This is a genomic window from Bacillus sp. MUM 116, from assembly GCF_001866655.1.
Taxonomy (GTDB): Bacteria; Bacillota; Bacilli; order Bacillales; family Cytobacillaceae; genus Neobacillus.
Genome location: NZ_MLYR01000017.1, coordinates 55,834 through 78,497, shown reverse-complemented (window position 1 = coordinate 78,497; position 22,664 = coordinate 55,834). Strand labels below are relative to the sequence as shown.

Here is a 22,664-nt window from a genome sequence, read left to right as displayed (position 1 = left end):
TTACTGAACTCAGGGCTTAATCCTTCCTTTTGATCAATAATATATAAGGTTTGAAGGTCCAAATTGATTCTACTATCTATTTTTAGTTTCGAATTCTCCAAAAGATTAGTTCTTCATCCTGTTTGTATTTTTCAAAGCCTGCCTTCTCGAGTACCATTTGCGAACCAATATTATCATGCCGACAATCAGCGGTAACCATGTTCGCCAGGCTCTGTGAAAATAACCATGAAACAATCTCCTGTGTGGCCTCTGTCGCGTACCCTTTTCCGCGATAGTCTGGCACTATTCCATAACCAATATCGACGATTCCCTCTTCATTCGGTCCGCCCTTGCAGCCAATTTCTCCAATGAGAATGCGGTCATTTTTGTGGATGATTAGTCCTGTCCACTTGGAATCCTTCGGTTTTTTTGCTAATGAATCGGCTATAAATGATAGGATTTCAGCAAAATCCAAGTTGGGCCATTGGTCGGAGACATCGTAGGGAAAAACCTTTTTAAGTTGTTCGATACCTTCCGCAGCTGCAGCTGCATATTCCGGAAAAAAATCCATGATTAATAATCGTTCAGTTTCTAAGTTGGGCATGTTTCCCCTCCATTAATTTGAAAAATATCCATCCTAGTAATTCCACTTTCTTAACGTGAGTTCCTTTATTTTCAAAAAAATAACCCCTAGAATTAAGGGGCTCTCGAAAGCTATTGTATTCTCATTCTTGAAAAATATGATTATTTATGACGGCACATCTTACAAACTTTAATCGTTACGTTTTCTGCTGTTATATGTGGATAAAGTAGCTTTATTCTCGTTCTGCCGCACAACGGGCATGTCCCGCGCCCTCTAGAAGGCAGATAATTGATGGTTTTTCCCCGATTCCTCTTCGCCATTTCCATCCATCCCTATTCAATAAATCTTGTTTCTTTATTAAATGATGGACCGGCATATAGATTGATAGGCAGATGACCTTATTATTCGTTATCGCAAAAAAATGGGGACATACCTATCAATTCTTTGTGTCTTTCCCACACGGACAAATTCGAGCAATTGTCCATGAACGGTGCCTGTCACTTTAGAAGGTCTGATAGTTTTTTTACTGTTCCATCGACATCTTTGAAGACAATATGCTCCCGTGTGAATTTTTGTGGTGTATCAATACCACAAGCTGCCGCTAAGGCATACAAGCCTTGCCGAACATTAATAATATAGTTCATGACCCGCCATTTCTTTTCCTCCGGGACAAGTGCTTCCTGGTTTTTTGGATCCGTGGTGGTCACCCCAGCCGGGCATTTTCCCGTGTGACACTGCATTGCCATAATACAGCCATTTGCGATCATGAATCCCCTGGCCGAATTTACGGCGTCCGCGCCAATGGCAAGAGCAATCGCAATTTTATCTGCTGATATCAATTTTCCGGAAGCAAAAATTTTAAATTGATCACGAACCCCATGCTCATAGGCCTTATCTACAAAGGTAATCAAAGCCGGATAGAGCGGAAGCCCCATTGTATCTGCCATCGATTTATAGGTGGCACCTGTACCGCCTTCACCACCGTCGATTGTAATAAAATCAGGATAGATTTGTAACCTTTTCATGGTAAAAAACAATTCGTCCAGCATGGATGGTGCTCCAACAACAATCTTAATACCAACCGGCTTCCCGCCTTCCTTTTGCAGGAGCTTCACAAACCGAAGCATTTCCTCAGCATTTCGCAAAAAAGGAAAACGATTTGGAGAATTGATTGTCTGACCTACAGGGACATTGCGAATACTGGCCACTTTAGCTGTAACCTTTGCTCCCTCAAGATGACCTCCGCGAATTTTTGCGCCTTGACCAAATTTCAGTTCAAATGCTTTAATATTGGGTTCCTTCGCCTTCAACATAAAATCCGGTAATGAAAAATCTCCGTTGGCATCACGAAATCCAAATAAACCGGGACCGATTTGCGCCACAACATCTGCTCCACTTTCTAAGTGTTCCGGCGCCACTCCGCCTTCCCCTGTATTAATCCAAGAACCACCTGCCATTTTGCTGCCAAGTCCTGTTGCAAGAATATAATTTTCGCCGACAGAACCGTAGGATGTTGCTGATGCTCCAAACGGGCCGCAAAGTTTCCATGGAACTTGCCGGTTCGGTCCTACAATAATGGCGTCCTCAGTAGGATACAGCCAACGCGAGGCTGTATCATTTTCTAGCTGCTCCCGGCGTGTAAACAGTCCCTCATGCTCAATTTTATATTTCATCGCATGAATCTTTTCCTGATTGTCCACTCGAAGTTCCTCCGTTAGCAGAGGAAACAAACTGTTTGCTATATAATAACCGGGCTGATCAAAGTTCCTTTTAGAACCGAAGCTTAAAAGATCATTTCGATATTTCGATGAAAAAACGATTCCTAAAAAGTCATATCGCGAAAATGGTCGGCCATCATTATCATTTTCATACCAATATTGTCTTAGCTTTGGTCCCATCTGTTCTAAAAGGTAACGCATCCAGCCCAAATACGGATGCAATCGGATAATCGAGTGCTGAGGTCTTTTTGCGATACTCCGAAGCCATAAAAATATACTGAGCAGCCCGATAACAATTACACCCAAAATGATCATCAGAGCAGTCATAAATTTCCTGAATCCCCTTTATTCATAGTAACTATATTACAATCAATCTATGCAAAAGGGGTGAGATTGTTATTAAAGGTAGAAAACAAACGAAGATGCCCTTGCAAGAGAGCATCTTCGTTTGTTTTTATTGTAACTTGTCCACTCGACATGGACAAAAAAGTCATATTGTCCACGGGCGGTGCCTGTCACTTTTATTGTCACTTTTATTTATCACTTTATTCTATCAGCTGGTAATTTCCGATTCGGCCTTTGCTGCTTTTTTATCCTTTAGGTAATATCCAAAATAGCATACAAGCAAGAATCCTAATCCGACTAGCAGTCCGACTAACTGTGTTGGGTCAAAGGCCAGGAAGATTAAGATGGAAACACAAGATACGATACAAATAATTGGAATCAATGGGTAGAATGGAACCTTGTACTGCAAATCTTCCAATCTTCCGCCCCCCTGCAAATATTTACGCCGGAACATCAATTGTGAGAGGGCTATTCCAATCCAGGAAATCGTAACAGAAATCCCGGCAATCGACATTAATAATACAAACACGGTATCTGCAGCAATAAAACTTGTTAACAAGGACAAAAGTGAAAAAATCATCGTAAAGACAAGGGCGGTAAACGGAACCTTGCGCTTGGAAAGTTTCCCAAAATACTTAGGTGCCATCCCTTCTCCAGCCATCGCCCACAGCAATCGGGTTGAAGCATAAATACACGAGTTCCCAACAGATAAAATTGCCGTTAAGATAATAAAGTTCATAATGTCAGGCGCGAACGGAATCCCCGCCAAATCCATAAGCTTTACAAACGGACTCTCTAACAGCCCCAATTCCTTTGTTGGAAAAATCGCTGATAAAATCACAATCGAAGCAAGATAAAAAACAATAATTCTAAATAGGACATTGCGAATTGCACGAGGGATGTTCTTCTGGGGATCTTCACTTTCTCCCGCAGCAATCCCGATCAATTCCGATCCTTGGTATGAAAAAATAACATTCATCATTGTCGTAAAAAGAATGAGAAATCCAGTCGGGAACAGCCCCGATGGAGCAAAATTTTTCGCAAATGGTGCCGGACGGTCTGACAATGGGATGATGCCAAAAATCGCTCCCAATCCAATAATAATAAAGAAAATGACTGCTATTACCTTAATCCCGGCAAACCAATATTCTGCCTCGGCAAAGCCTTTTGTCGTCAATGCATTAAGCAAAAATAACAAGGCGATAAAAATTGCACACCAAATCCAAACTGAAATATCAGGAAACCAGCGCTTCATTAGCATTCCGGCTGCAGTAAATTCCACCCCGGCGGTTGTTGCCGAGCCGATAAAATACATCCAGCCTAAGGAAAACCCTGCTGCAGGATTAATAAATTTGGTTGCATAGGTTTGGAAGGAACCCGTAACAGGCATGTAGACGGCAAGTTCTCCCAAGCAAACCATAACTAAATAAAGAATAATTCCGCCAAATAAATAACCGATAAGTGAACCGCCTACACCTGCTTCATGAATGGTATACCCTGCATTTAAAAATAATCCTGTTCCAATGACCCCCCCAAGCGAGAGCATAAATAAATGTCGCCGCTTCATGGAACGATTTAACTGATTTTGCTGATTTTGCTGATTTTGCTGAGCCCCTTGTTCCATCACACTTCCCACACCCCTCGTTTATTGTTTTATGAACGGACCACAGGACATGTAAGACATGTCGGACCGCCTGTTCCAAGGTAAGAAATTTCATTTCCTTCGTACTCATAAACCGTTGCCCCGGCATCAAGTAACTGCTGCTTCGTGGAAGGGTTTTCAGAGACAATCATACAAACACGCGGTGCCAGTGCAAGAACATTACATCCGAGACGAAGATATTCATCTTCTGGAACCTCAACTAATTGAATTCCACGCTCGATCAGCATTTGTCGAAGAAACACTGGCATTAATCGCGAAGAAACAACCGCAAGGTCCTTGTCTACTAAACTAATAAAGGACATGAGATGGAGACATTCATCCTCACCAAGGTCATGCGGAAGCTGCACAACAACAAATTCATCCACTAAATCCTTTGTAATCTCTTTAAGCTGCCGAATTGCTTCATCATTTGTGCGATAGCCGCGGCCGACAAGCAATGTCCGGTCATCGAGCCAAACAATGTCCCCACCATCACAGACAGCATCTCCGGTTAGCTCCCCGATAATTGGTATTCCTTTTTCCTGCAAAAATTGCTTATACGCCTCAGCTTCAGGCTGGCGCAATTTTTTCCCTGATTTTAAAATAATAGCCCCTTTTTTAGTGAACTTAACAGGATCGTGGGCATAGAGCGAATCCAATCCGACACTTTCAGAGGCCGGTAAAAAATCAATTTGTTCTACATGCTGGTTTAAAATGGAAAGAAATTTTTCATATTCATGTTGGGCTTTTATAAAATCCGGCTCCTCAATGTAGTTAAATTTTTTCCATTCCTTACTTAAATGTTCTTGGTTAAGAAACGCATCCTTTGGATGTTTCACAATAACATGGTCTAGTTTTTTATGCATGGATTGACTGTACTTCAATGTTATCCCTCCTATTTTTCCACATAACGGAATTTGTTTCCCTATAGAGGAAAACCTTTAATGAAATATTATGATAGATAAACCGGCGTGTCAATATATTATGAATTTACTGAATCATTTTGTTTTTAAATTTTTCACGCTATAGTAGATAATAGAAAGGAATAGGAGTTGAGCATATGCAAACAATTGACCGCGCCATGCAAGTTGCGGCCGTCCTCGCCGGAAATGAAACAAGAAGATGGTTTTCGATTACCGATTTATCGAAGGAATGTGATTTACCTGTCAGCACGATGCATCGCATTTTACAATCTATGAAAAAACATGGGCTGATTCAACAGGACCCGGATTTAAAGCTCTATTCTTTAGGGAATAAGTGGCTGGAATATGGTTTGCAAATGTATGATACTTTTGATTTCGTCGGTCAGATCCGCCCAGAAATGGAAAAATTAATGTATGAAGTCGAAGAAAGTGTTTATTTTAGTAAACCGATTGGACAAGAATCCTTAATTGTCGAAAGAATTGACTGCCAGTCCAACCCTATTCGTATTTATGACCAATTGGGGATTCGAATTCCACTGAATATTGGGGCTGCTAATAAAGTGATGCTAGCGAACATGCCGAAGTCCGAAGCTTTAAAAATCGTGGAATCTCTCGTTCCCAAAGAGGAGGAGGAGGCTTTTTTAAAAAATTTAAATGAAATCCGTACGAAGGGATTTGGAGAGAGTCACGGGGAGAAAACGTCGGGAACCTCCTCTGTAGCTGCACCTATTTTTAATCAAATAAATGAACTGATGGGCGCTATCAGCATTGGATACGTTTCGTTCAATATATCAGAAGAAAGAAAATCTTTTTTAAAGGAAAAGATAGTCGAATATGGGATGCGCATTTCCTCCAAATTAGGGTACAAATTTTAAGGCAGAAGCCGTTTTCCAAGCTTCTGCCTTTTTATTGTCATCGCTTCAAATTGCACTGTCCACTCCAGACAGACAAAAAACGCATTTTGTCCACGGGCAGTGCCTGTCACCGTGATAGAATGATTTGGTGGTTGCTGTGGTTTGGCGGTACCATTGGATATACATTTTCCTCTTCCACCACATCAAATTCAATTAAGGCTGGGCCGCTATGCTGAAAAGCCTCTGCTATTACCCGTTCAACTTCTTCCTCCGAACGTACCTTATAACCGGGAACGCCATATGCCTCTGCCAGTTTTGCAAAATTTGGCGAGCTAATTTTAACGGAAGAATAGCGTCCATGGTAAAAGAGCTCCTGCCACTGGCGAACCATCCCCAAATAGCCATTATTTAGAATGGCTATCTTGATTGGAAGCTGATACTTTACCGCAATGATTAATTCCTGAAGATTCATTTGAAAGCTTCCGTCACCAGATACACAAAGAACAGGCTTCCCCGGACATGCCGCTGCTGCCCCAATTGCCGCCGGAAGCCCATACCCCATTGTTCCTAATCCGCCTGATGTAATCAGTGTTCTAGGAGAGGAAAAATGATAATGATGCGCTGTCCAAATTTGATGCTGGCCAACATCGGTCACCACGATTGTTTCACGAGATGAATATTCATTCAGTTTTTTTATTACCGCCTGCGGACTAAGAATACTGTGGTACTTGTCAAAACGCGGCACTGTCCGTTTCCACCCGATTACTTCATTGGTCCACATTTCGGCATCTCTAAAAATTTGATTATAATTTAATTTTTCTTTTAGCTTGGATAAAAACGCTTTTGCATCACTGACAATCGGTAAATCCACTGAGATGATTTTGTTAATTTCGGCCGGATCCACGTCAACATGGATTTTTTTTGATTTTGGTGAAAAGCCGCTGATTTTCCCTGTAACCCTATCACTAAAGCGAACCCCGATACTAATCAATAAATCACATTGATGCACCGCTTTATTCGCTGCGAATGTTCCATGCATTCCAAGCATTCCTAAGTATAGTGGATTTTTAGCCTCCATAGCACCAATGCCCATGAGAGAACTTACTACCGGTATCCGCGCCTGTCGGACAATCTCTCTTAAACTATCGGCCGCTCCCGAAGAAATCACACCGCCGCCAATAAAAAGAACGGGTTTCCTGGCTGTTTCAAACAATTCGACCGCCGAGTTTATTGATTTTTCCATCTGTCCTTCTCTCATTTGACTTCGGGCATGGCGGCGGTAACTTGGGATTTCTTCTTGGAAATCTGCTGAAGGCTCCATCGTATACTCGATTAAAACCGGCCCGGGTCTTCCATCAGCAGCAATCGTTAAGGCACTTTGCAACGCCTCGGCAAAACGTCCCCAATCATTCAGTTTAAAAGAATACTTTGTAATCGGCATCGTGATTCCTAAAATATCGAGTTCTTGTAGTGCTTCCTTATTTTGTGGTTTGGCGGCAAGCGGACCAGCGATAATGACAAGTGGTACTGAATCGCTGTAGGCGGTGGCAATTCCTGTAATAGCATTGGAGATCCCGGCAGCGCTTGAAAGGAGAACGACTCCCGGAATCCCTGTTGCACGGGCAAAGCCGTCCGCAGCATGAACCGCAGCCTGTTCGTGGTTTAATTGAAAATAACGAATATTTGATTGATCAATCCCCGGAATGAGCCCTTGGTCATCACAACCAAATAGACAATCCACTCCTGACAGTTTTAATGACTTGGATAAGTCTATTTCTTCTTTAAACTCTTTCTCCAAAAACATATCTTCACCCGATTTCTGATTTTCTAATATTTTAAATCATCAGAAATCCATTGTATGTGAAATAAATCATGCTTAACCTATTTTTGTAGCTCCATCCAAAAGAAATATACAGCTCTAACGCCTGCGTCCACTCCATATGGACAAAAATTACGTTTTGTCCACGAACGGTGCCTGTCACCTTTTTTGTCACTTCTTTTCGATTCCGGTTAGGATGGCGTAGCCGTTTTTGACTTTGGCTTTGGCAAGGATTTCACCTTTTGTGGAAGCTGTTTCCCAATCTGTCCCGGTGTTATCCTCGACAAAATATTTGTCTAGGCTGTATTGGATGAAGGCAACTTCATTTTGGTCCTGGTTTTCTCCAATATAGTCCAAGGTACCATTAAGATACACCGTCCCCGCTGGCGGTTTAACAAGGGCTACCTTTACCGGGGTATCAATTCCATTCTTTTTTTCCAAGGTCACGTATACCTTGATTTCGCCCCGTCCTACTTTCAATTCATTCAGAACTTCTTTTTCTACTAACTTCTTCGGTACTTCCTCCGCCTCATACCTAAGAGTCACGTAGTCCCCCCTGAACAAATCCGATGGGTCAACCGGATTTGTTTGAAGTATGATTTCCTCCCCTGTCATCAAAGTATAGATAGGAGTGAAACACATGCCGAGGAGAATGACCACCGGAACCAAGCAGGCCCATATCAGCTGCTTTCCCCGTGTTTGTTTATTCATGGACTTTTCCCCCTCTCTTCCTTTGTTTTTCAAAATAAAAACCAAAGCCGAGTAAGAGGATGCCGCCTATGATAAACACAAGCGATTTGGGTAGAAAATCAAACGAGATATCAATGTAAAAACGAAATATCATCCCACAAAGAATGATAATGCTTATCAAACTGCCCCGATTCACTAAATAGAGGACAAATATCAAATAAACAATTGAGAACGGAATATACACCCAATCAATTGAAGATGGCCATACATCCTTAAATGACAACATTATAGCTGCAACCCCATGAACAAGATGACCCAATACAACATAGACATCTCTAATTTTTGTCCTTCTTAGAATAAGGACGATACCGAGAACCAAATAGATTAAACCATACAGATATAAATGATCATCATTCCCACCGATAAAAAAGGAAATGATGGTGCTGATAAATACAAGCTGCTGCAGCCCATTGACAAACCCAATTGCTTTTGAAAAACCAATTTTTTCATTTATAACATAAATAGCCGCAATCAAAAGAATGGTCCAAATCGGTACCCGATCCCCCCGGAGAAACGGTTCATCCAGCATATAAATTAGGGTAAATAGAGCGGAGGCAAGGAGAATCCATTTGTCCCGCAACACCCACGCTAAAGGAAGGATGCCAATTGACCACCATAAAAAAGCACTCTGAAAGCTCCCGCCAAAATGAAACATTTGTCCAACCAGAAAAATCCCTGCTCCGAAAACCATCACTCCAAGATAATAAAAGCTTCTTGACGTCTTAGGTAAACTTTTTTCCATCTTATACCCGGCCAGAATGGAGCCCACATACACACAGAGAATAAACATAAACTTGATTGTTTTTCCGATTTCGCTCCAATTGCTTGCAATAAAGCTTAGAATCCCTACCCCTATCAGAATGGACCCGACATACAGAAGCGTCTTTGTAAAAGAAAGCTTCTCCCGCACTAAATACATCTCTTGAATTTCATTGGCCTTCCCCCTCGGTATTGCCTCAGAATCTTCTAAATACTGTAGTTCCCGCTTTAAAAATTCAAACTCATTCCGTTTCACCATCCGCTTGTTCAACTAACTCACTCCCTTCCTCCTTTAAGAAATTTTATTCTGCTACTACTATCTCTATTTTAACAATTTAATGGATTTATAGTTATTTTCCCCCAAATATACACCAGCTTTTTCGCATACATATAATAGAAAACTCCTTCTCATGCAACATGAAACCTTGATGCACAGCATTAATACTTTCTCCATAAGATGCAAATAAAGGCGGTCTGACCGCTGAAAAGGGAAGATGTGATACTTCCAGATGAGTAAAAATCAAGATTATTTATTTCAAAATCTTCAAGCTAAAAATATGACATTTGAGCATGTTTTTAGCCAGATTGTTGCTTTTATGAAATCAGATCATTTAGGGAAGTACCGTCTAATGGTCGGAACAGATTCACAAGTTCATAGATTCAATACCGTTTTCATTACCGGTATTGTCATTCAAAATGAAGGGAAAGGGGTATGGGCTTGTATTCGAAAGGTCGTGGTTCCCCGAAAAATGTTACAGCTTCATGAACGAATTTCACTTGAATTATCATTAACAGAGGAAATCGTTTCCTTATTTACAGATGAGCGGAAGAATGAGCTTATCAATATAATTCTGCCTTACATTTACCAGGGAGCAACCTTTTCTATGGAGGGACATATCGATATTGGCGCGGGGAAACGAAATAAAACCAGCGAGTTTGTAAAAGAAATGGTTACCAGAATGGAATCCATGGGGGTTGAACCAAAAATAAAGCCTGATGCCTTCGTAGCCTCAAGCTATGCCAACCGGTACACAAAATAAAAGCGGTGATGTTCACCCCACGTGGACAAAAATCCCATTTGTCCACGTGCGGTGCCTGTCACCGGCATTTGTCACTGACATTGTAATTCCACGATGACGGTTGTGCCGACACCGATTTGGCTTTCTATTTTCATTGTTCCACGATGTTCTTGGATGATTTTATTACTTACGGTTAAACCAAGTCCGATCCCTTTTTCCTTCGTTGTATAAAATGGTGTTCCAAGATAGTTCAACCGTTCCTGTTCAATCCCCACGCCTTCGTCTATAAAACAAATTTCCACTCGATTATGGTCCACTTTTTTTACATTAATATGAACAGTGCCACCTTTTGGCATCGCCTCCATTGCATTTTTCAAAAAGTTAACAAATACTTGTTTAAGTTGATGTGGACTGCAAAGAATCTCAACCTCTTCAGTTGGATAGTTTATTTTCATTTCGACCCCATATAGCAGAGCCTGTGGATGGAGTACATTAATGGTGCTGTCCAATATGGAAGTTAATTGGGCTCGTTCAAATTGAATAGCCTGTGGTTTGGCAAGTGACATAAATTCATTCACAATCATATCAATCCGGTCTAATTCATTCATAACAATCGACAAATATTGATTTTGCTTTTCTGTATTTGCCGTACTTCTTAAAAGTTTTGAGAACCCCTTTAATGATGTTAAAGGATTTCGGATTTCATGGGCAACACCAGCCGCTAATTGTCCGATGATGGAGAGCCTGTCCAAATTCCGAAACGCAGTATCGTTGTTTACCCTCTCGGTTATATCCCTTCCAACCGTGACATAGAATTCGATCTCCTTTTTATCATTCACAATCGGACTAATGTTTGTTTCTATATGAATAGTCGCGTCTGTACTAGTTTTAAATTTTACTTGAAATACTTGGGATTCACCTGTTTCCTCTACCCTTTGAAACATCTTTTTAAAATCCGCAAATTCTTCAGGCAAAATTAAATCAAATATACTGAGGCCTACCAATTGCTCGGTGGTGTACCCCATTCTTTTTTCGTGTGATGGGGAAGCATAGAGAATATCATAATTCTTTGAATAAACTTTAATCATATCCGTTGTATTTTCCGCGATTAATTTATATAATTCACGGGCTCGCTTTAATTCTTTTTCCATGGTTTTCATATTTGTGATATCACGATAACTAGCGAGAATGGCGAAAATATCACCATCCGAATTCCGAAAAGGTGAATACGTTATGGATATGTCAAGGACCGTTCCATTTTTATGAAATCGCTGAGTAATCATATTGGTATATGATTTCCCCTGTTTAACTTCATCGAAAATTCCCTTCACTAAATCGAAATGTGGAAATTCATCAAAACTTCTTCCGATCACATCTTCTTCTGTGTAACCGAAAATCTGTGTATACATGGAGTTCACGCGAATGAACCGATTTTCCATATCAAAAATCGCAAATCCGTCTGCCGTACAATTGAGAAACAAGTCAATCAATTCACCAGGATTATATACTACTGATTCATTCTCTTTACCAAAAAACGGGATACCAATCAACATTAGAAATCCCTCCCACTTCTTCAAATATTCCCTTCACTCCATTTTACTGAATTTTACGATAAAAAAAAGAAATTTTTTCACCACAATTTTGAACATGGTGACAGGCACCGTTCGTGGACAGAAGGCCGAATTGTCCATTTCTCACGGACACAAAAAAAGGGATCAATCCCGAAAGGCATTACAACGGTAACACCTTTGAGTATCGATCCCCTCTATATTATAGAGCTTCTTCTACCTCATTTGCCATTTCCTTCATAGATTTTAAGCCGCCGCCGCTTAAATACCAGGAATCCGGATTAAGATAGACAATTTTCCCATCCTTATACGCTTTCGTCTTTTTCACCAGCTGGTTTTCAATGACCTTTTTCGCACCGGCTTCTCCACCAACTGCTGCATTACGGTCGATGACAAATAAGACACCCGGATTCTTTTCTTTAATATATTCAAAGCTTATGCTTTGTCCGTGCGTAGATACTTCAATACTTGGGTCGGCAGCCGCAAAGCCAAACACATCATGAATCAAACCAAAACGGGAATTTGGACCGTAGGCACTGACCTTCCCTTCATTCGCCCAGACGATCAACCCTTTTTTATCCACAGATGATGCTTTTTCCTTCACCTTATTAACGCTCAATTGAATATCCTTTAGTTCAGTTGCAACCTGGTCTTCCTTCCCAAAAATCTTGCCAAGCAAGTTCATGTTTCCTTCAAAAGATTTCATATAATTTGTATAATCCATTCCGACATAAACAGTTGGTGCAATGTCAGCAAATTGGTTATATAATTCAGCTTGACGGCTTGAAATAAAAATAACATCCGGGTCCAATGCATGAATCGCTTCAAAATCCGGCTCTTTTAAACTTCCGACATTTGTATATTTATCAGCCGCATATTTTTTCAAATAAGATGGAATATTTGCCTGCGGAACTCCTTTTACCTCTACCCCCAACTTATCCAAAGAATCTAAAATCCCAAAGTCAAACACTACTACCTTTTTTGGATTTTTATCAACAACAGCTTTACCATATTCATGTTTAATCGTCATCTTATCAGCAGACTCTGACTCGCTGCTTGAGGCAGTGTTTTCTGCTCCGCTTTCCTTACTAGAACTGCATGCTGCCAAGGCAAGGATTACTGCAAACACAGCAAATAATAAACTCCACTTTCTCATAGTAAAATCTCTCCTTTTTATGAATTAAAATAAACACAAATTCGGTTCCTTCCCATTTTCTGGATCGGTATATCCATATCGTAAATGTCCCTTAATGCTTCCGATTGAATAATCTCGTCCGTCGGTCCATCCTTTATGACCTTGCCATCCTTCATCGCAATGATGCGGTCTGAATAAACGGAAGCAAAATTAATATCATGAAGCACCACCACCACGGTTTTTCCCAATTCATCCACAAGGCGGCGCAAAATTTTCATTATTTGAACGGAGTGTTTCATATCCAAATTATTCAACGGCTCATCGAGCAAAATGTACTCGGTATCCTGCGCCATCACCATGGCGATAAAAGCACGTTGGCGTTGACCGCCTGATAATTCATCTAAAAAGCTCCCTTGTATGTCAGTTAAATGCATATATTCAAGCGATTGCTCGACCATCTGTTCATCCTCTTCCGTTAAACGCCCTTTGGAATAGGGAAAACGACCGAAGGAAACAAGCTCACGAACCGTCAAACGAACATTCATAAAATTTGACTGCTTTAAAATCGAGACCTTTTTGGCAAAATCAGTCGATTTCATTTTGCGGACATCCGACTGGTCGACCAGCACACTCCCTGAATCAGCCTCAACCAGACGGCAAATCATCGAGAGCAAGGTTGATTTTCCCGCACCATTAGGACCAATAAATGAGGTTATTTTTCGCGGATGAATTTCAACAGTCACCTCATCAACCACCGATTTTCCCCTATAACGCTTAGACAATGCTCTCACTTTAATCATACTGTTTTCCTCTCCTTCAACAGTAAATAGATAAAATAGATGCCGCCGGCAAAATTGATGATTACACTTAACGTGGTTGAAAAGGAAAAAATCCGTTCAACTCCCCATTGTCCTCCGACAAGAGCAATCATGCTCAGCAACACGGCTCCTGTTATCAGTACCTTATGTTTATAGGTGTGAAAAAATTGATACGAGAGATTGGCGACAATCAGCCCAAAAAAGGTAATCGGACCGACTAGGGCCGTTGAAATTGAGATAAAAACCGCTACAATCACAAGCATTTGCTTTACAATCCGGTCATAGGGAACACCAAGATTAATCGCCATTTCTCGACCAAGCGATAAAACATCCAAATACTTCATTGAATGCCAGCCGTAAAGGAAGACAACCCCAATAATAATCAGAGACATCCATAGTAAATCGGCATGTATATTATTAAAACTGGCAAACATCCGGTCTTGAATCATCTGAAACTCATTTGGGTCAATCAGCACTTGAAAAAAGGTTGAAATACTAGAGAAAAATGTCCCGGTAATTAATCCAACAAGCAGTAAAAAGTAGATGGACCGGCTGCCTTTTTTAAATAAAAAACGATATAAAAACAGGGCGAAGCCAATCATTATAGCCACAGAAACGAGAAAATTTACTTGTTTATTAACGGCCAATTGATTTTCAGAGCCTAAAAAGAAAATCAACAAGGTTTGAATCAATAAATAAAGCGAATCCAGCCCCATAATACTCGGTGTTAAGATTCGGTTATGTGTGACCGTTTGAAACACAACGGTTGCATAAGCAATCGTAAATCCTGTCAACGCCATAGCTAAAACTTTAATCGCTCTTCTTGGAAGAGCATAATCAAAACTTCCATTTAAATCATGAAATAAATATAGGGAAAAGGCCCCTAACGCGAGCAGTGCAAGAATGACGATTTTAATAGAGTTACGCATAGGCCCTCCTCCGGAACAGTAGAAATAAGAAAATCCCGCTTCCGATAACCCCCACCATCAAACTGATGGAAATCTCATATGGATAAATGAGAACGCGTCCCAAAATATCGCAAACCAGCAAAAAGTTTGCCCCAAGCAAAGCCGTATGCGGCAGTGTTTTTTGCAAATGGTCGCCACGGAAAATGGAAATCATGTTCGGGATAATCAGCCCAAGAAAGGGAATCATTCCTACTGTCAATACAACGGTTGCGGTAATCAGCGCAACTAGGATTAGCCCGGTATTTACGACATAACGATAGCTTAGTCCAAGATTTTTTGAAAAATCCTCCCCCATTCCGGCAACGGTAAAGCGGTTTGCAAAGAAATAGGCAGCGATGATAACAGGAATACTGATGTATAAAAGTTCGTACCTGCCCTTCATCATCATCGAAAAATCACCTTGAAGCCATGCCGACATATTTTGAATGACATCTGCACGGTAGGCAAAAAAGGTCGTTATCGAGGATAAAATATTCCCAAACATCAGCCCGACAAGCGGGATAAAAATCGCATCTTTAAACTTAATTTGGTCAAGGATCTTCATAAATAAAAACGTCCCGGCAAGTGCAAAAATAAAAGCAACGACCATTTTTTCAAGCATGGATGCATTGGCAAACAGCAGCATCGATACAAGAATTCCTAGACGAACCGAATCGAGTGTCCCAGCTGTTGTTGGTGAGACGAACTTATTTCGGCTAAGCTGCTGCATGATTAGACCGGCAATGCTTAAGCCCGCACCGGCGAGCAGAATCGCAATCAGTCTTGGCAGTCTGCTAATAAGGAAAATTTGCATTTCCTCTGAGTGAATATTCAGTAAATCCATTGGAGAAATCCGGCTGACACCGACAAATAATGAAATGACGGTTAAGACAAACAACACCATTATTAAATATCTTTTCTTCATATTTCTCTCATCCTATGTATCTGCTTTTTAATGATATTGATAATCATTATCAATCAATCTTCTAAACTTGATTATACTAATCCAAAGTTTGGAAGTCAATAAATAAATGAGAATAATTTTCAATCTCATTCCCAAAACAATCCATATGTAACATTCAATTATTAAGAAAAGCGTAAGCGCCTTGGTCAGCCCCGACTAGGCCTTAGGTCCTGATGGTGAAGTCGTTCTTTGACTTCATCGGTAAGACCGAAGCAACCTAGGAAAAAAGCAGTTCATTTTTTCCCTCGAGGGGCTAGGCGCTGGAGCTGGACAATTCTCAAAGTCGAAAATTTTATACTTTCCTATCGGCCATAAAAAAACGCCTGGATACAAATATCCAGGCGAACCATTATACAGGTCAACTTTCCGTTCAAAGATCCCATCCAATTAAAGAAAAGTTGACATCCCTTCAAATAAAACTAAACCGTTTCCAAAACCTTTTGCTGCTGCAGCATTGTCCCGTTCGCTGCAAAGTTGGTATGCCAGGAAAGTGCTTTTTCCAATACGTGAGGGGTCTGACCTCCCCGAACCAGAGCCTCACGATAATAATCACGTAGCTGCTCGCGATACATTGGATGTGCACAATGCTCGATGATCAGTTCCACCCGCTGCCGTGGAGCCAATCCGCGTAAATCGGCAAATCCTTGCTCCGTTACAATCACATCGACATCATGCTCCGTATGGTCTACGTGAGAAACAAATGGAACAATACTTGAAATCTTACCACCTTTTGCAATTGATTTTGTCACAAAAATGGCCAGGCGGGAATTCCGGGCAAAATCCCCCGAGCCGCCAATTCCGTTCATCATTTTTGTCCCTAATACATGAGTAGAATTCACATTCCCGTAAATATCCAATTCCAATGCCGTATTAATCGAAATCAAACCAAGGCGGCGGATGATTTCCGGGTGATTGGATATTTCCTGCGGCCTCATAATCAATCGATCCCGGTACCGGTCAAAGTTAGCAAAAACCTCTTTCATTTTCGCATCCGAAAGCGTAATCGAACAGCAGGATGCAAACTGAACCTTTCCTGCATCCATTAAATCAAAAACGGCATCCTGCAGCACTTCCGAATAGACCTCTAAATCGTGAAACTCGGAATCGAGCATTCCATGAAGAACAGCATTTGCAATCGAGCCAATTCCGGATTGCAATGGTGCAAGGCGTTCCGTCAGCCTGCCGGCGGCAATTTCCTTCCGCAAAAATCCCATTAAATGCTGTGCCATCATTTTCGTTTCCTCATCCGGCTGAACAATCGTCGACGGAGAATCCAACTGGTTGGTAAACACAATCCCTTTAACCTTGTCCAGATCAACCGGAATTCCAATAGTTCCAATGCGGTCATCTACTTTCGTTAAAGAAATCGGGTCCCGTTCCCCTTGTTTTCCCGGTTCATATAAATCATGGAGTCCCTCAAGATTTACTTGGTGAGCCAAGTTGATTTCAATAATGATGGACTTGGCATTTGCTGCGAACGATAACGAATTCCCAATCGAAGTCGTTGGAATTACCATTCCATTATCCGTAATTGAGAACGCTTCCAAAATAGCGACATCAATAGGGTCCATTACATTTGCACGAACCAATTCAGCCGTGTGTGACAAATGCTGATCGACAAACAAAAATTCTCCGTTGTTGATTTTGCTTCTCATTGTCGGATCCGCTTGGAATGGCAGGCGTTTTCCCAAAATCCCTGCTTCGGCAAAAAGCTTATCCACATCAGAACCTAAAGAGGCACCGGTATATACATTCACCTTAAAGGATTCCTTTTCTGCCCGTTTTGCCAGCGCAAACGGAACCGCTTTCACATCACCGGCACGTGTAAATCCGCTTAACCCCAATGTCATCCCATCCTGAATCCAAGATGCTGCTTCCTCTGGAGTTACGACCCGGTCCCAGAGCCTTGAATCACGAATCCGTTCATACCGCTTATCCATCTCTCATCCAACCCCCTTACCTAAGATTTTACAGATAAGATTTATCATTTGGGGATTTCAGGGATTAGTTACGAAAAATTCAGACAAAACAGTAATATCGATGACTAAAACAGAATTTTTTAAAATCCGAGCAATCGACGGAAATAACTGGAGTATGATTGGCTCACAGGAACTTGCTCGCCATTGTCCATCGAAAGTACAAAAGTAGAATGGGTATCAGGATAAATCGCTTTTATATGATTCACATTCACAATAAATGAGCGATGACATCTGATAAAATAATCCTTTGGCAGCAGGAATTCAAATTCCTGCAGGGAGTATTTATGCGTGCCAGAATGATCCTTCCCAAAAACATATGTCTTTTTATCCTTGGCTTCCAAGTATACCACCTTTGAAAAAGGAATCGGAATCCAGCCATCCTCCGATTTAATCGTTACAACTAACTTCCCGCTCGTCAGCGATGGAAAAATAGCCGTCATACACCCCTCCAGCTTTCCCTCATGAAAAAATGGCACCGCCATCCCATGATAAGGAATGCCAAAAATATCACGGTCAATAAATTCGGAAATTTTCTGCTTCGAATGAATTGCTTTATACGCAATCGTTCCTTCTTTTAACGGGTCGCCAGGCCGAATCTTCAAATCCACCCGTTTACTTGGGCGGTAATAAATATATTCTTTTGTATTCGATACTGCCATGGAAATTTCATCGGAAAACAACTCTATGATTACATCTAAAAGGGAAACGACGGTAATGGTTTCCATGTTTCGGCCCCTCTCGTATCAAAAAATTCTCACACCCTGCAATTATACTATAACTTTTCATAGGAATATGCATTTCCTCTTTCAAACCGGCAAACGGTTCCCTTAATCAAACTTTAATCGCTTTTTAACGAAAATCGCTCTGTTCATAATGTGTTCCCGGAATTAAAATCAGTCTATTAAGAAAAAAGTAGCTATGAACCAAGGGGATGGATTCACAGAGAATAATTCCATTCGATGTTGGCTAATCGTTTGGGAAAAAAAGAAGCACAAAAGCCGCCAAACATACGTAAAGCCGAAAACCTTAGTCATTCTATATAAAAATAAATCAAAAGATTTCACTCATTTTATCTTTTGGGAGGATTAATAGTGAATAGAATTTTAAAATGGATCATTATGTCGTTATTTGCACCTGTCACAGCAAGCAGAGGAGCAATTGCGAGTTCTCTTGGTGTTTTCCTTGGGCTGCTGCCCATGTATGGGATAAGAATTCCGCTATTGTTTGCTCTATCAATTCTATTTCGGTTTAATTTTTTTGCGATATTATTCGGAATGATTATTCCCATTTTCATACCATTCGTTCGGCACCTGGCATTTCTGAGTACTCATGTGCTGGAAGGATATTCACTTTCATTGGCAAGTATCAAATTCTGGTTATTTACTTCCCATAAACATTTTCATCCAACGCCATTTTCGCAAATATACTTACGTGTGATTACTGGATCATTATTTGCTCTAATCTCTTTCCCTCTATTCCGCTGGTTCTATAATTTAGGAATTAACAAGAATGAAAGAGAAAAAGAACAAATCTTTCTAGACCCATCCAAACGGCGCTGGAAGATTATTAAACGGATGAGTCTTGGTTTTTTCGCACTATCAATTCTTATTTCTATTTTTTTCATTGAAAGCATTAATACGAACCCTTTATTCCCAAATCTAAAATTGACAGAAGGCAATAATTCGGCAGGGATTCGTCCGATTTTTAAAAAAATCAGTGATGAAATGCTTGTTAAACAATTAAAATATGAGGAAAAGAATCACCCTACCTTTCAATTAGATTTTAAAAATCACCATCATCAGAAGAAACAGGCAACATCCGGAAATCAAGAAGTATACGGATTCTATGTCAATTGGGATGAAAACAGCAAGGCTTCTTTTGAGAAAAATATTGGTTCCATCTCGGTTTTAATCCCAGATTGGCTCCAGCTTAAACCAGACCTTACGCTTAAAAATAGTCGTGATAATTCAGTGGCTACCTTAGCTGCCTCTCATAAAGTAAAGATTATGCCTTTGATTAACAACTATATCAATAATAAATGGGACAGTGATATCCTTCACCGGTTATTTACTACTCCCAATGCCGAAGACCGCTTTATCAAAAATTTATTAGATGATGTGAAAGCAAATGGCTATTCCGGTATCAATATTGACTTTGAATCCATCAATCAGGAAGACCGCGATTATTTGACAAAATTCATCCAACAATTGTCGGTACGATTTCATCAAAATGGTTTGACGGTAACAATGGACGTTCCACCATATGACCAGGGATTTGATTATCCTGCTTTATCAAAGGCAGTAGATCGGATGATTGTGATGTTATACGATCAGCATAGTCAAGACGGCAATCCCGGACCTATTGCTTCCAATGACTGGGTTAAGCAGAGTTTAAATAACCTGGATATCCCTTCAGACAAGTTGATTGTCAGTTTGGGAAGCTATGGATACGATTGGACTGAAGGCTCCAACCAGCTTGCTGACGCTGTCACTTTTGGAGATATCATGAACATGGCATTAGACACGAAACTCGACATCCAATGGAACAAGGAAACCGGGAATCCTTATTTACGATATCGTGCTAATGGCGAAAATCATATCCTTTGGTTTTTAGACGGGGCTACCTTTTATAACCAGATGAAGGAAACAATGGATGATAATGCGAAAGGAATTGCCATCTGGCGGCTGGGCTCTGAAGACCAAACCATCTGGAAGTTCATCAATAAGCCAAAATATTTAGATCATCCCAAACAGGCTCTTACAACATTCAACAGCCCTGATCCTGTTCACTATTCAGGGGCTGGAGAAGTTTTAAAAATCGCTTCAACTACTGTGGATGGTAAAAGAAATATTCAAGCTAATTCTGATGGAAGGATTATCGCTGAGTCCTACAAAACATTACCAAAGCCTTTTGAAGTAGTCCGTTATGGTAAACCAAAAGGAAAAGAAGTAGTCCTTTCCTTTGATGATGGGCCTGATCCAACCTTTACACCTAAAATATTGGACATTTTGGATCACTATCATATCAAAGGTTCGTTTTTCATTGTTGGTGAAAATGCAGAGGTGCAGCCTGGATTGATTGAGAGAATGTATAAAGAAGGCCATGAAATTGGCAGTCATACCTTTACACATCCAAACATCGCCACGACCACACCGTTGCAAACAAAAATGGAGATAAATGCCAATCAACGCTTATTCCAGGAGATTACGGGCCATTCCATGACCCTATTCCGTCCTCCATATGTGGCAGATGCGGAACCAAGCACCATTAACGAACTGCTGCCGATTTTGCGGGCACAAAACATGGGTTACACGATGGTGGGTGAATTGATTGATCCTGAAGATTGGCAAAGGCCTTCTAGTGATGAAATTGTCAAACGAGTTTTGAAGCAGCTTCCCAATGGAAATGTCATTTTATTGCATGATGCTGGAGGAGACAGATCAAATACAGTCAAAGCATTGCCGATGATCATTAAGGCACTTCAAGACCGCGGCTATACGTTTACCACAATTGGCCATTTAATTGGTAAAAGCCACGCGGATATTATGCCGTCTGCCTATAAGGATAGCCCTTACTTTGTGTATGACAAAGCCGTGTTTAAAACCGTGCACGGTTGGCGCTCAGGATTAACGATTCTCTTTTACTCTGCTATTCTTTTAGGGATCATTCGTCTAGGATTATTGGTATTTCTATCTAGAAGACAGGTGAAGAGATATAAGGAAATTCCGATTGATCCTAACTTTACTCCATATGTGAGTGTAGTGATTGCAGCCTATAATGAAGAAAAGGTTATTTGCAAAACAATTGAATCAATTTTAAAAAGTGATTATCCTGCCTTTGAAGTCATTGTCGTCGATGATGGTTCAAAGGATCATACCGCTAAAGTGGTAAAGGAAGCTTATAAGGATGATAACCTTGTCCGCTTAATTACAAAAGTCAATGGTGGAAAATCCTCTGCTGTTAATATTGGCTTTAAAGAAGCAAGAGGAGAAATTATCGTTGCATTGGATGCTGATACCTTAATTGCTGAAAATGCCATTTCGCTGTTAGTTCGCCATTTTAAAAATGAAAAGGTGGCCGCTGTTTCAGGAAATGTAAAGGTCGGCAATCAAGGAAACCTATTAACAAACTGGCAGCATATCGAATATGTAACTGGGTTTAATTTAGAAAGACGGGCCTTCGCTGAGCTCAATTGTATTACCGTTGTGCCAGGGGCAATTGGTGCCTGGAGAAAAACAGCTGTGGAAAAGGCCGGATATTTAAAGGAAGACACACTAGCGGAAGATACGGACATAACATTAACACTGCTTGAGCAAGGGCAAAGTATTGAGTTTGAGGAAAAAGCCTATGCCTATACAGAAGTCCCCGAAGACATTAAGAGTCTGGCGAAGCAGCGCTACCGCTGGACCTTTGGGACACTGCAGTGTTTATGGAAACACCGGGCTGCCCTCTTTCACAAAGGTCACAAATCTTTAGGGTTTATTGGATTGCCAAACATGTGGATTTACCAGTATATCTATCAAACTTGTTCACCTATTGCAGATCTTTTGTTTGTATTTGCCCTATTTGGTACTCATCCTAAAAAAGCAGCCATTGGCTTTATATTGTTCTATGTGCTTGATTTTCTCACTTCCCTGTACGCATTCCGTTTGGAAAAGGAAAATCCAAGACCGCTTGTTTCCTTATTCTTACAGCGTATTTTATATAAGCAGCTTATGGCGTATGTCGTGATAAAATCCATCTTATCGGCAATAAGAGGAGTTACCGTTGGCTGGAACAAACTTAAGCGAAACGGGAATGTAGATCATGGGGTATTTACAAAAAACGTTTAAAAAAACAGTTTTCACAGCCAACAATTGTAA

Annotated in this window: 18 protein-coding genes; 3 read left to right on the top strand and 15 right to left on the bottom strand. The window is 40.7% G+C overall.

The window, feature by feature from the left end; translation table 11 throughout:
• Positions 1–82 precede the first annotated feature (82 nt).
• The 5 genes from BIV60_RS04295 to BIV60_RS04280 form a co-directional block, all read right to left on the bottom strand.
• A complete protein-coding gene (locus tag BIV60_RS04295; protein ID WP_071354484.1) occupies positions 83–583 on the bottom strand; it encodes a GNAT family N-acetyltransferase in 501 nt (166 codons plus the stop codon).
• A gap of 140 nt (positions 584–723) precedes the next feature.
• Positions 724–882: a hypothetical protein gene (locus tag BIV60_RS29450; protein WP_177177211.1), complete on the bottom strand. Its 159-nt coding sequence runs from the start codon at positions 880–882 to the stop codon at positions 724–726.
• Positions 883–1,059: 177 nt separating this feature from the next.
• On the bottom strand, positions 1,060–2,607 hold the full coding sequence (locus tag BIV60_RS04290; protein ID WP_071354483.1) for an FMN-binding glutamate synthase family protein: 1,548 nt from the start codon (positions 2,605–2,607) through the stop codon (positions 1,060–1,062).
• Positions 2,608–2,833: 226 nt separating this feature from the next.
• Complete coding sequence (locus BIV60_RS04285) at positions 2,834–4,249, bottom strand: amino acid permease (RefSeq protein WP_071354532.1); 1,416 nt, start codon at positions 4,247–4,249, stop codon at positions 2,834–2,836.
• A 29-nt stretch (positions 4,250–4,278) separates the two neighbouring features.
• Positions 4,279–5,133 (bottom strand): dimethylarginine dimethylaminohydrolase family protein, encoded by an 855-nt coding sequence (locus BIV60_RS04280; RefSeq protein ID WP_071354531.1) that lies wholly within the window; start codon positions 5,131–5,133, stop codon positions 4,279–4,281.
• A 194-nt stretch (positions 5,134–5,327) separates the two neighbouring features.
• On the opposite strand from BIV60_RS04280, the gene BIV60_RS04275 reads away from it, so the two are divergent.
• Positions 5,328–6,065 carry an IclR family transcriptional regulator gene (locus BIV60_RS04275; protein WP_071354482.1) on the top strand — a complete coding sequence of 246 codons (738 nt, stop codon included), beginning with the start codon at positions 5,328–5,330 and terminating at the stop codon, positions 6,063–6,065.
• A gap of 106 nt (positions 6,066–6,171) precedes the next feature.
• Here the strand turns inward: BIV60_RS04275 and ilvB are convergent, their stop codons facing one another.
• From ilvB to BIV60_RS04260, 3 genes are all read right to left on the bottom strand, one after another.
• Positions 6,172–7,848: a biosynthetic-type acetolactate synthase large subunit gene (gene ilvB / locus BIV60_RS04270; protein WP_071354481.1), complete on the bottom strand. Its 1,677-nt coding sequence runs from the start codon at positions 7,846–7,848 to the stop codon at positions 6,172–6,174.
• A 186-nt stretch (positions 7,849–8,034) separates the two neighbouring features.
• Positions 8,035–8,574, bottom strand: a complete 540-nt coding sequence (locus BIV60_RS04265) for a GDYXXLXY domain-containing protein (protein ID WP_071354480.1) — start codon at positions 8,572–8,574, stop codon at positions 8,035–8,037.
• On the bottom strand, positions 8,567–9,643 hold the full coding sequence (locus tag BIV60_RS04260) for a DUF2157 domain-containing protein (RefSeq protein ID WP_141770399.1): 1,077 nt from the start codon (positions 9,641–9,643) through the stop codon (positions 8,567–8,569). Before BIV60_RS04260 ends, BIV60_RS04265 begins: the two co-directional genes overlap by 8 nt.
• A gap of 238 nt (positions 9,644–9,881) precedes the next feature.
• On the opposite strand from BIV60_RS04260, the gene BIV60_RS04255 reads away from it, so the two are divergent.
• Positions 9,882–10,412, top strand: coding sequence for a ribonuclease H-like YkuK family protein (locus BIV60_RS04255; protein WP_071354478.1), 531 nt, complete (start codon positions 9,882–9,884; stop codon positions 10,410–10,412).
• Positions 10,413–10,483: 71 nt separating this feature from the next.
• On the opposite strand, the gene BIV60_RS04250 is transcribed toward BIV60_RS04255, so the two are convergent.
• From BIV60_RS04250 to BIV60_RS04220, 7 genes are all read right to left on the bottom strand, one after another.
• Positions 10,484–11,944, bottom strand: a complete 1,461-nt coding sequence (locus tag BIV60_RS04250; RefSeq protein WP_071354477.1) for a PAS domain-containing sensor histidine kinase — start codon at positions 11,942–11,944, stop codon at positions 10,484–10,486.
• Positions 11,945–12,161: 217 nt separating this feature from the next.
• The gene (locus tag BIV60_RS04245; protein ID WP_071354476.1) at positions 12,162–13,115 is read right to left on the bottom strand and encodes a siderophore ABC transporter substrate-binding protein; all 954 of its coding nucleotides are present in this window, start codon (positions 13,113–13,115) and stop codon (positions 12,162–12,164) included.
• A gap of 17 nt (positions 13,116–13,132) precedes the next feature.
• The gene (locus tag BIV60_RS04240) at positions 13,133–13,894 is read right to left on the bottom strand and encodes an iron ABC transporter ATP-binding protein (RefSeq protein WP_071354475.1); all 762 of its coding nucleotides are present in this window, start codon (positions 13,892–13,894) and stop codon (positions 13,133–13,135) included.
• The gene (locus BIV60_RS04235; RefSeq protein WP_071354474.1) at positions 13,891–14,841 is read right to left on the bottom strand and encodes an iron chelate uptake ABC transporter family permease subunit; all 951 of its coding nucleotides are present in this window, start codon (positions 14,839–14,841) and stop codon (positions 13,891–13,893) included. The genes BIV60_RS04240 and BIV60_RS04235 overlap by 4 nt, the downstream gene beginning before the upstream one ends.
• Positions 14,834–15,784: an ABC transporter permease gene (locus BIV60_RS04230; protein WP_071354473.1), complete on the bottom strand. Its 951-nt coding sequence runs from the start codon at positions 15,782–15,784 to the stop codon at positions 14,834–14,836. Before BIV60_RS04230 ends, BIV60_RS04235 begins: the two co-directional genes overlap by 8 nt.
• Before the next feature lie 458 nt (positions 15,785–16,242).
• Entirely contained in the window at positions 16,243–17,763 is a 1,521-nt protein-coding gene (locus tag BIV60_RS04225; RefSeq protein WP_071354472.1) for a succinyl-CoA:acetate CoA-transferase ScpC, read from the bottom strand.
• Positions 17,764–17,882: 119 nt separating this feature from the next.
• Positions 17,883–18,527, bottom strand: coding sequence for a LytTR family DNA-binding domain-containing protein (locus BIV60_RS04220; RefSeq protein ID WP_071354471.1), 645 nt, complete (start codon positions 18,525–18,527; stop codon positions 17,883–17,885).
• A 774-nt stretch (positions 18,528–19,301) separates the two neighbouring features.
• Here BIV60_RS04220 and BIV60_RS04215 point away from each other — a divergent pair.
• Positions 19,302–22,634, top strand: coding sequence for a trifunctional glycoside hydrolase family 18/polysaccharide deacetylase/glycosyltransferase family 2 protein (locus tag BIV60_RS04215; protein ID WP_071354530.1), 3,333 nt, complete (start codon positions 19,302–19,304; stop codon positions 22,632–22,634).
• Positions 22,635–22,664: the final 30 nt, after the last annotated feature.

Excerpts from the sequence above, each read along its gene's own strand:
- BIV60_RS04265 (WP_071354480.1), bottom strand. The coding sequence starts at position 8,574 with ATGAATAAACAAACACGGGGAAAGCAGCTGATATGGGCCTGCTTGGTT.
- BIV60_RS04280 (WP_071354531.1), bottom strand. The coding sequence starts at position 5,133 with ATGCATAAAAAACTAGACCATGTTATTGTGAAACATCCAAAGGATGCG.
- BIV60_RS04230 (WP_071354473.1), bottom strand. The coding sequence starts at position 15,784 with ATGAAGAAAAGATATTTAATAATGGTGTTGTTTGTCTTAACCGTCATT.
- BIV60_RS04275 (WP_071354482.1), top strand. The coding sequence starts at position 5,328 with ATGCAAACAATTGACCGCGCCATGCAAGTTGCGGCCGTCCTCGCCGGA.
- BIV60_RS04225 (WP_071354472.1), bottom strand. The coding sequence starts at position 17,763 with ATGGATAAGCGGTATGAACGGATTCGTGATTCAAGGCTCTGGGACCGG.
- BIV60_RS04250 (WP_071354477.1), bottom strand. The coding sequence starts at position 11,944 with ATGTTGATTGGTATCCCGTTTTTTGGTAAAGAGAATGAATCAGTAGTA.
- BIV60_RS04220 (WP_071354471.1), bottom strand. The coding sequence starts at position 18,527 with ATGGAAACCATTACCGTCGTTTCCCTTTTAGATGTAATCATAGAGTTG.
- ilvB (WP_071354481.1), bottom strand. The coding sequence starts at position 7,848 with ATGTTTTTGGAGAAAGAGTTTAAAGAAGAAATAGACTTATCCAAGTCA.
- BIV60_RS04255 (WP_071354478.1), top strand. The coding sequence starts at position 9,882 with ATGAGTAAAAATCAAGATTATTTATTTCAAAATCTTCAAGCTAAAAAT.
- BIV60_RS04295 (WP_071354484.1), bottom strand. The coding sequence starts at position 583 with ATGCCCAACTTAGAAACTGAACGATTATTAATCATGGATTTTTTTCCG.
- BIV60_RS04245 (WP_071354476.1), bottom strand. The coding sequence starts at position 13,115 with ATGAGAAAGTGGAGTTTATTATTTGCTGTGTTTGCAGTAATCCTTGCC.
- BIV60_RS04240 (WP_071354475.1), bottom strand. The coding sequence starts at position 13,894 with ATGATTAAAGTGAGAGCATTGTCTAAGCGTTATAGGGGAAAATCGGTG.
- BIV60_RS04290 (WP_071354483.1), bottom strand. The coding sequence starts at position 2,607 with ATGACTGCTCTGATGATCATTTTGGGTGTAATTGTTATCGGGCTGCTC.
- BIV60_RS04285 (WP_071354532.1), bottom strand. The coding sequence starts at position 4,249 with ATGGAACAAGGGGCTCAGCAAAATCAGCAAAATCAGCAAAATCAGTTA.
- BIV60_RS04235 (WP_071354474.1), bottom strand. The coding sequence starts at position 14,841 with ATGCGTAACTCTATTAAAATCGTCATTCTTGCACTGCTCGCGTTAGGG.
- BIV60_RS29450 (WP_177177211.1), bottom strand. The coding sequence starts at position 882 with ATGGCGAAGAGGAATCGGGGAAAAACCATCAATTATCTGCCTTCTAGA.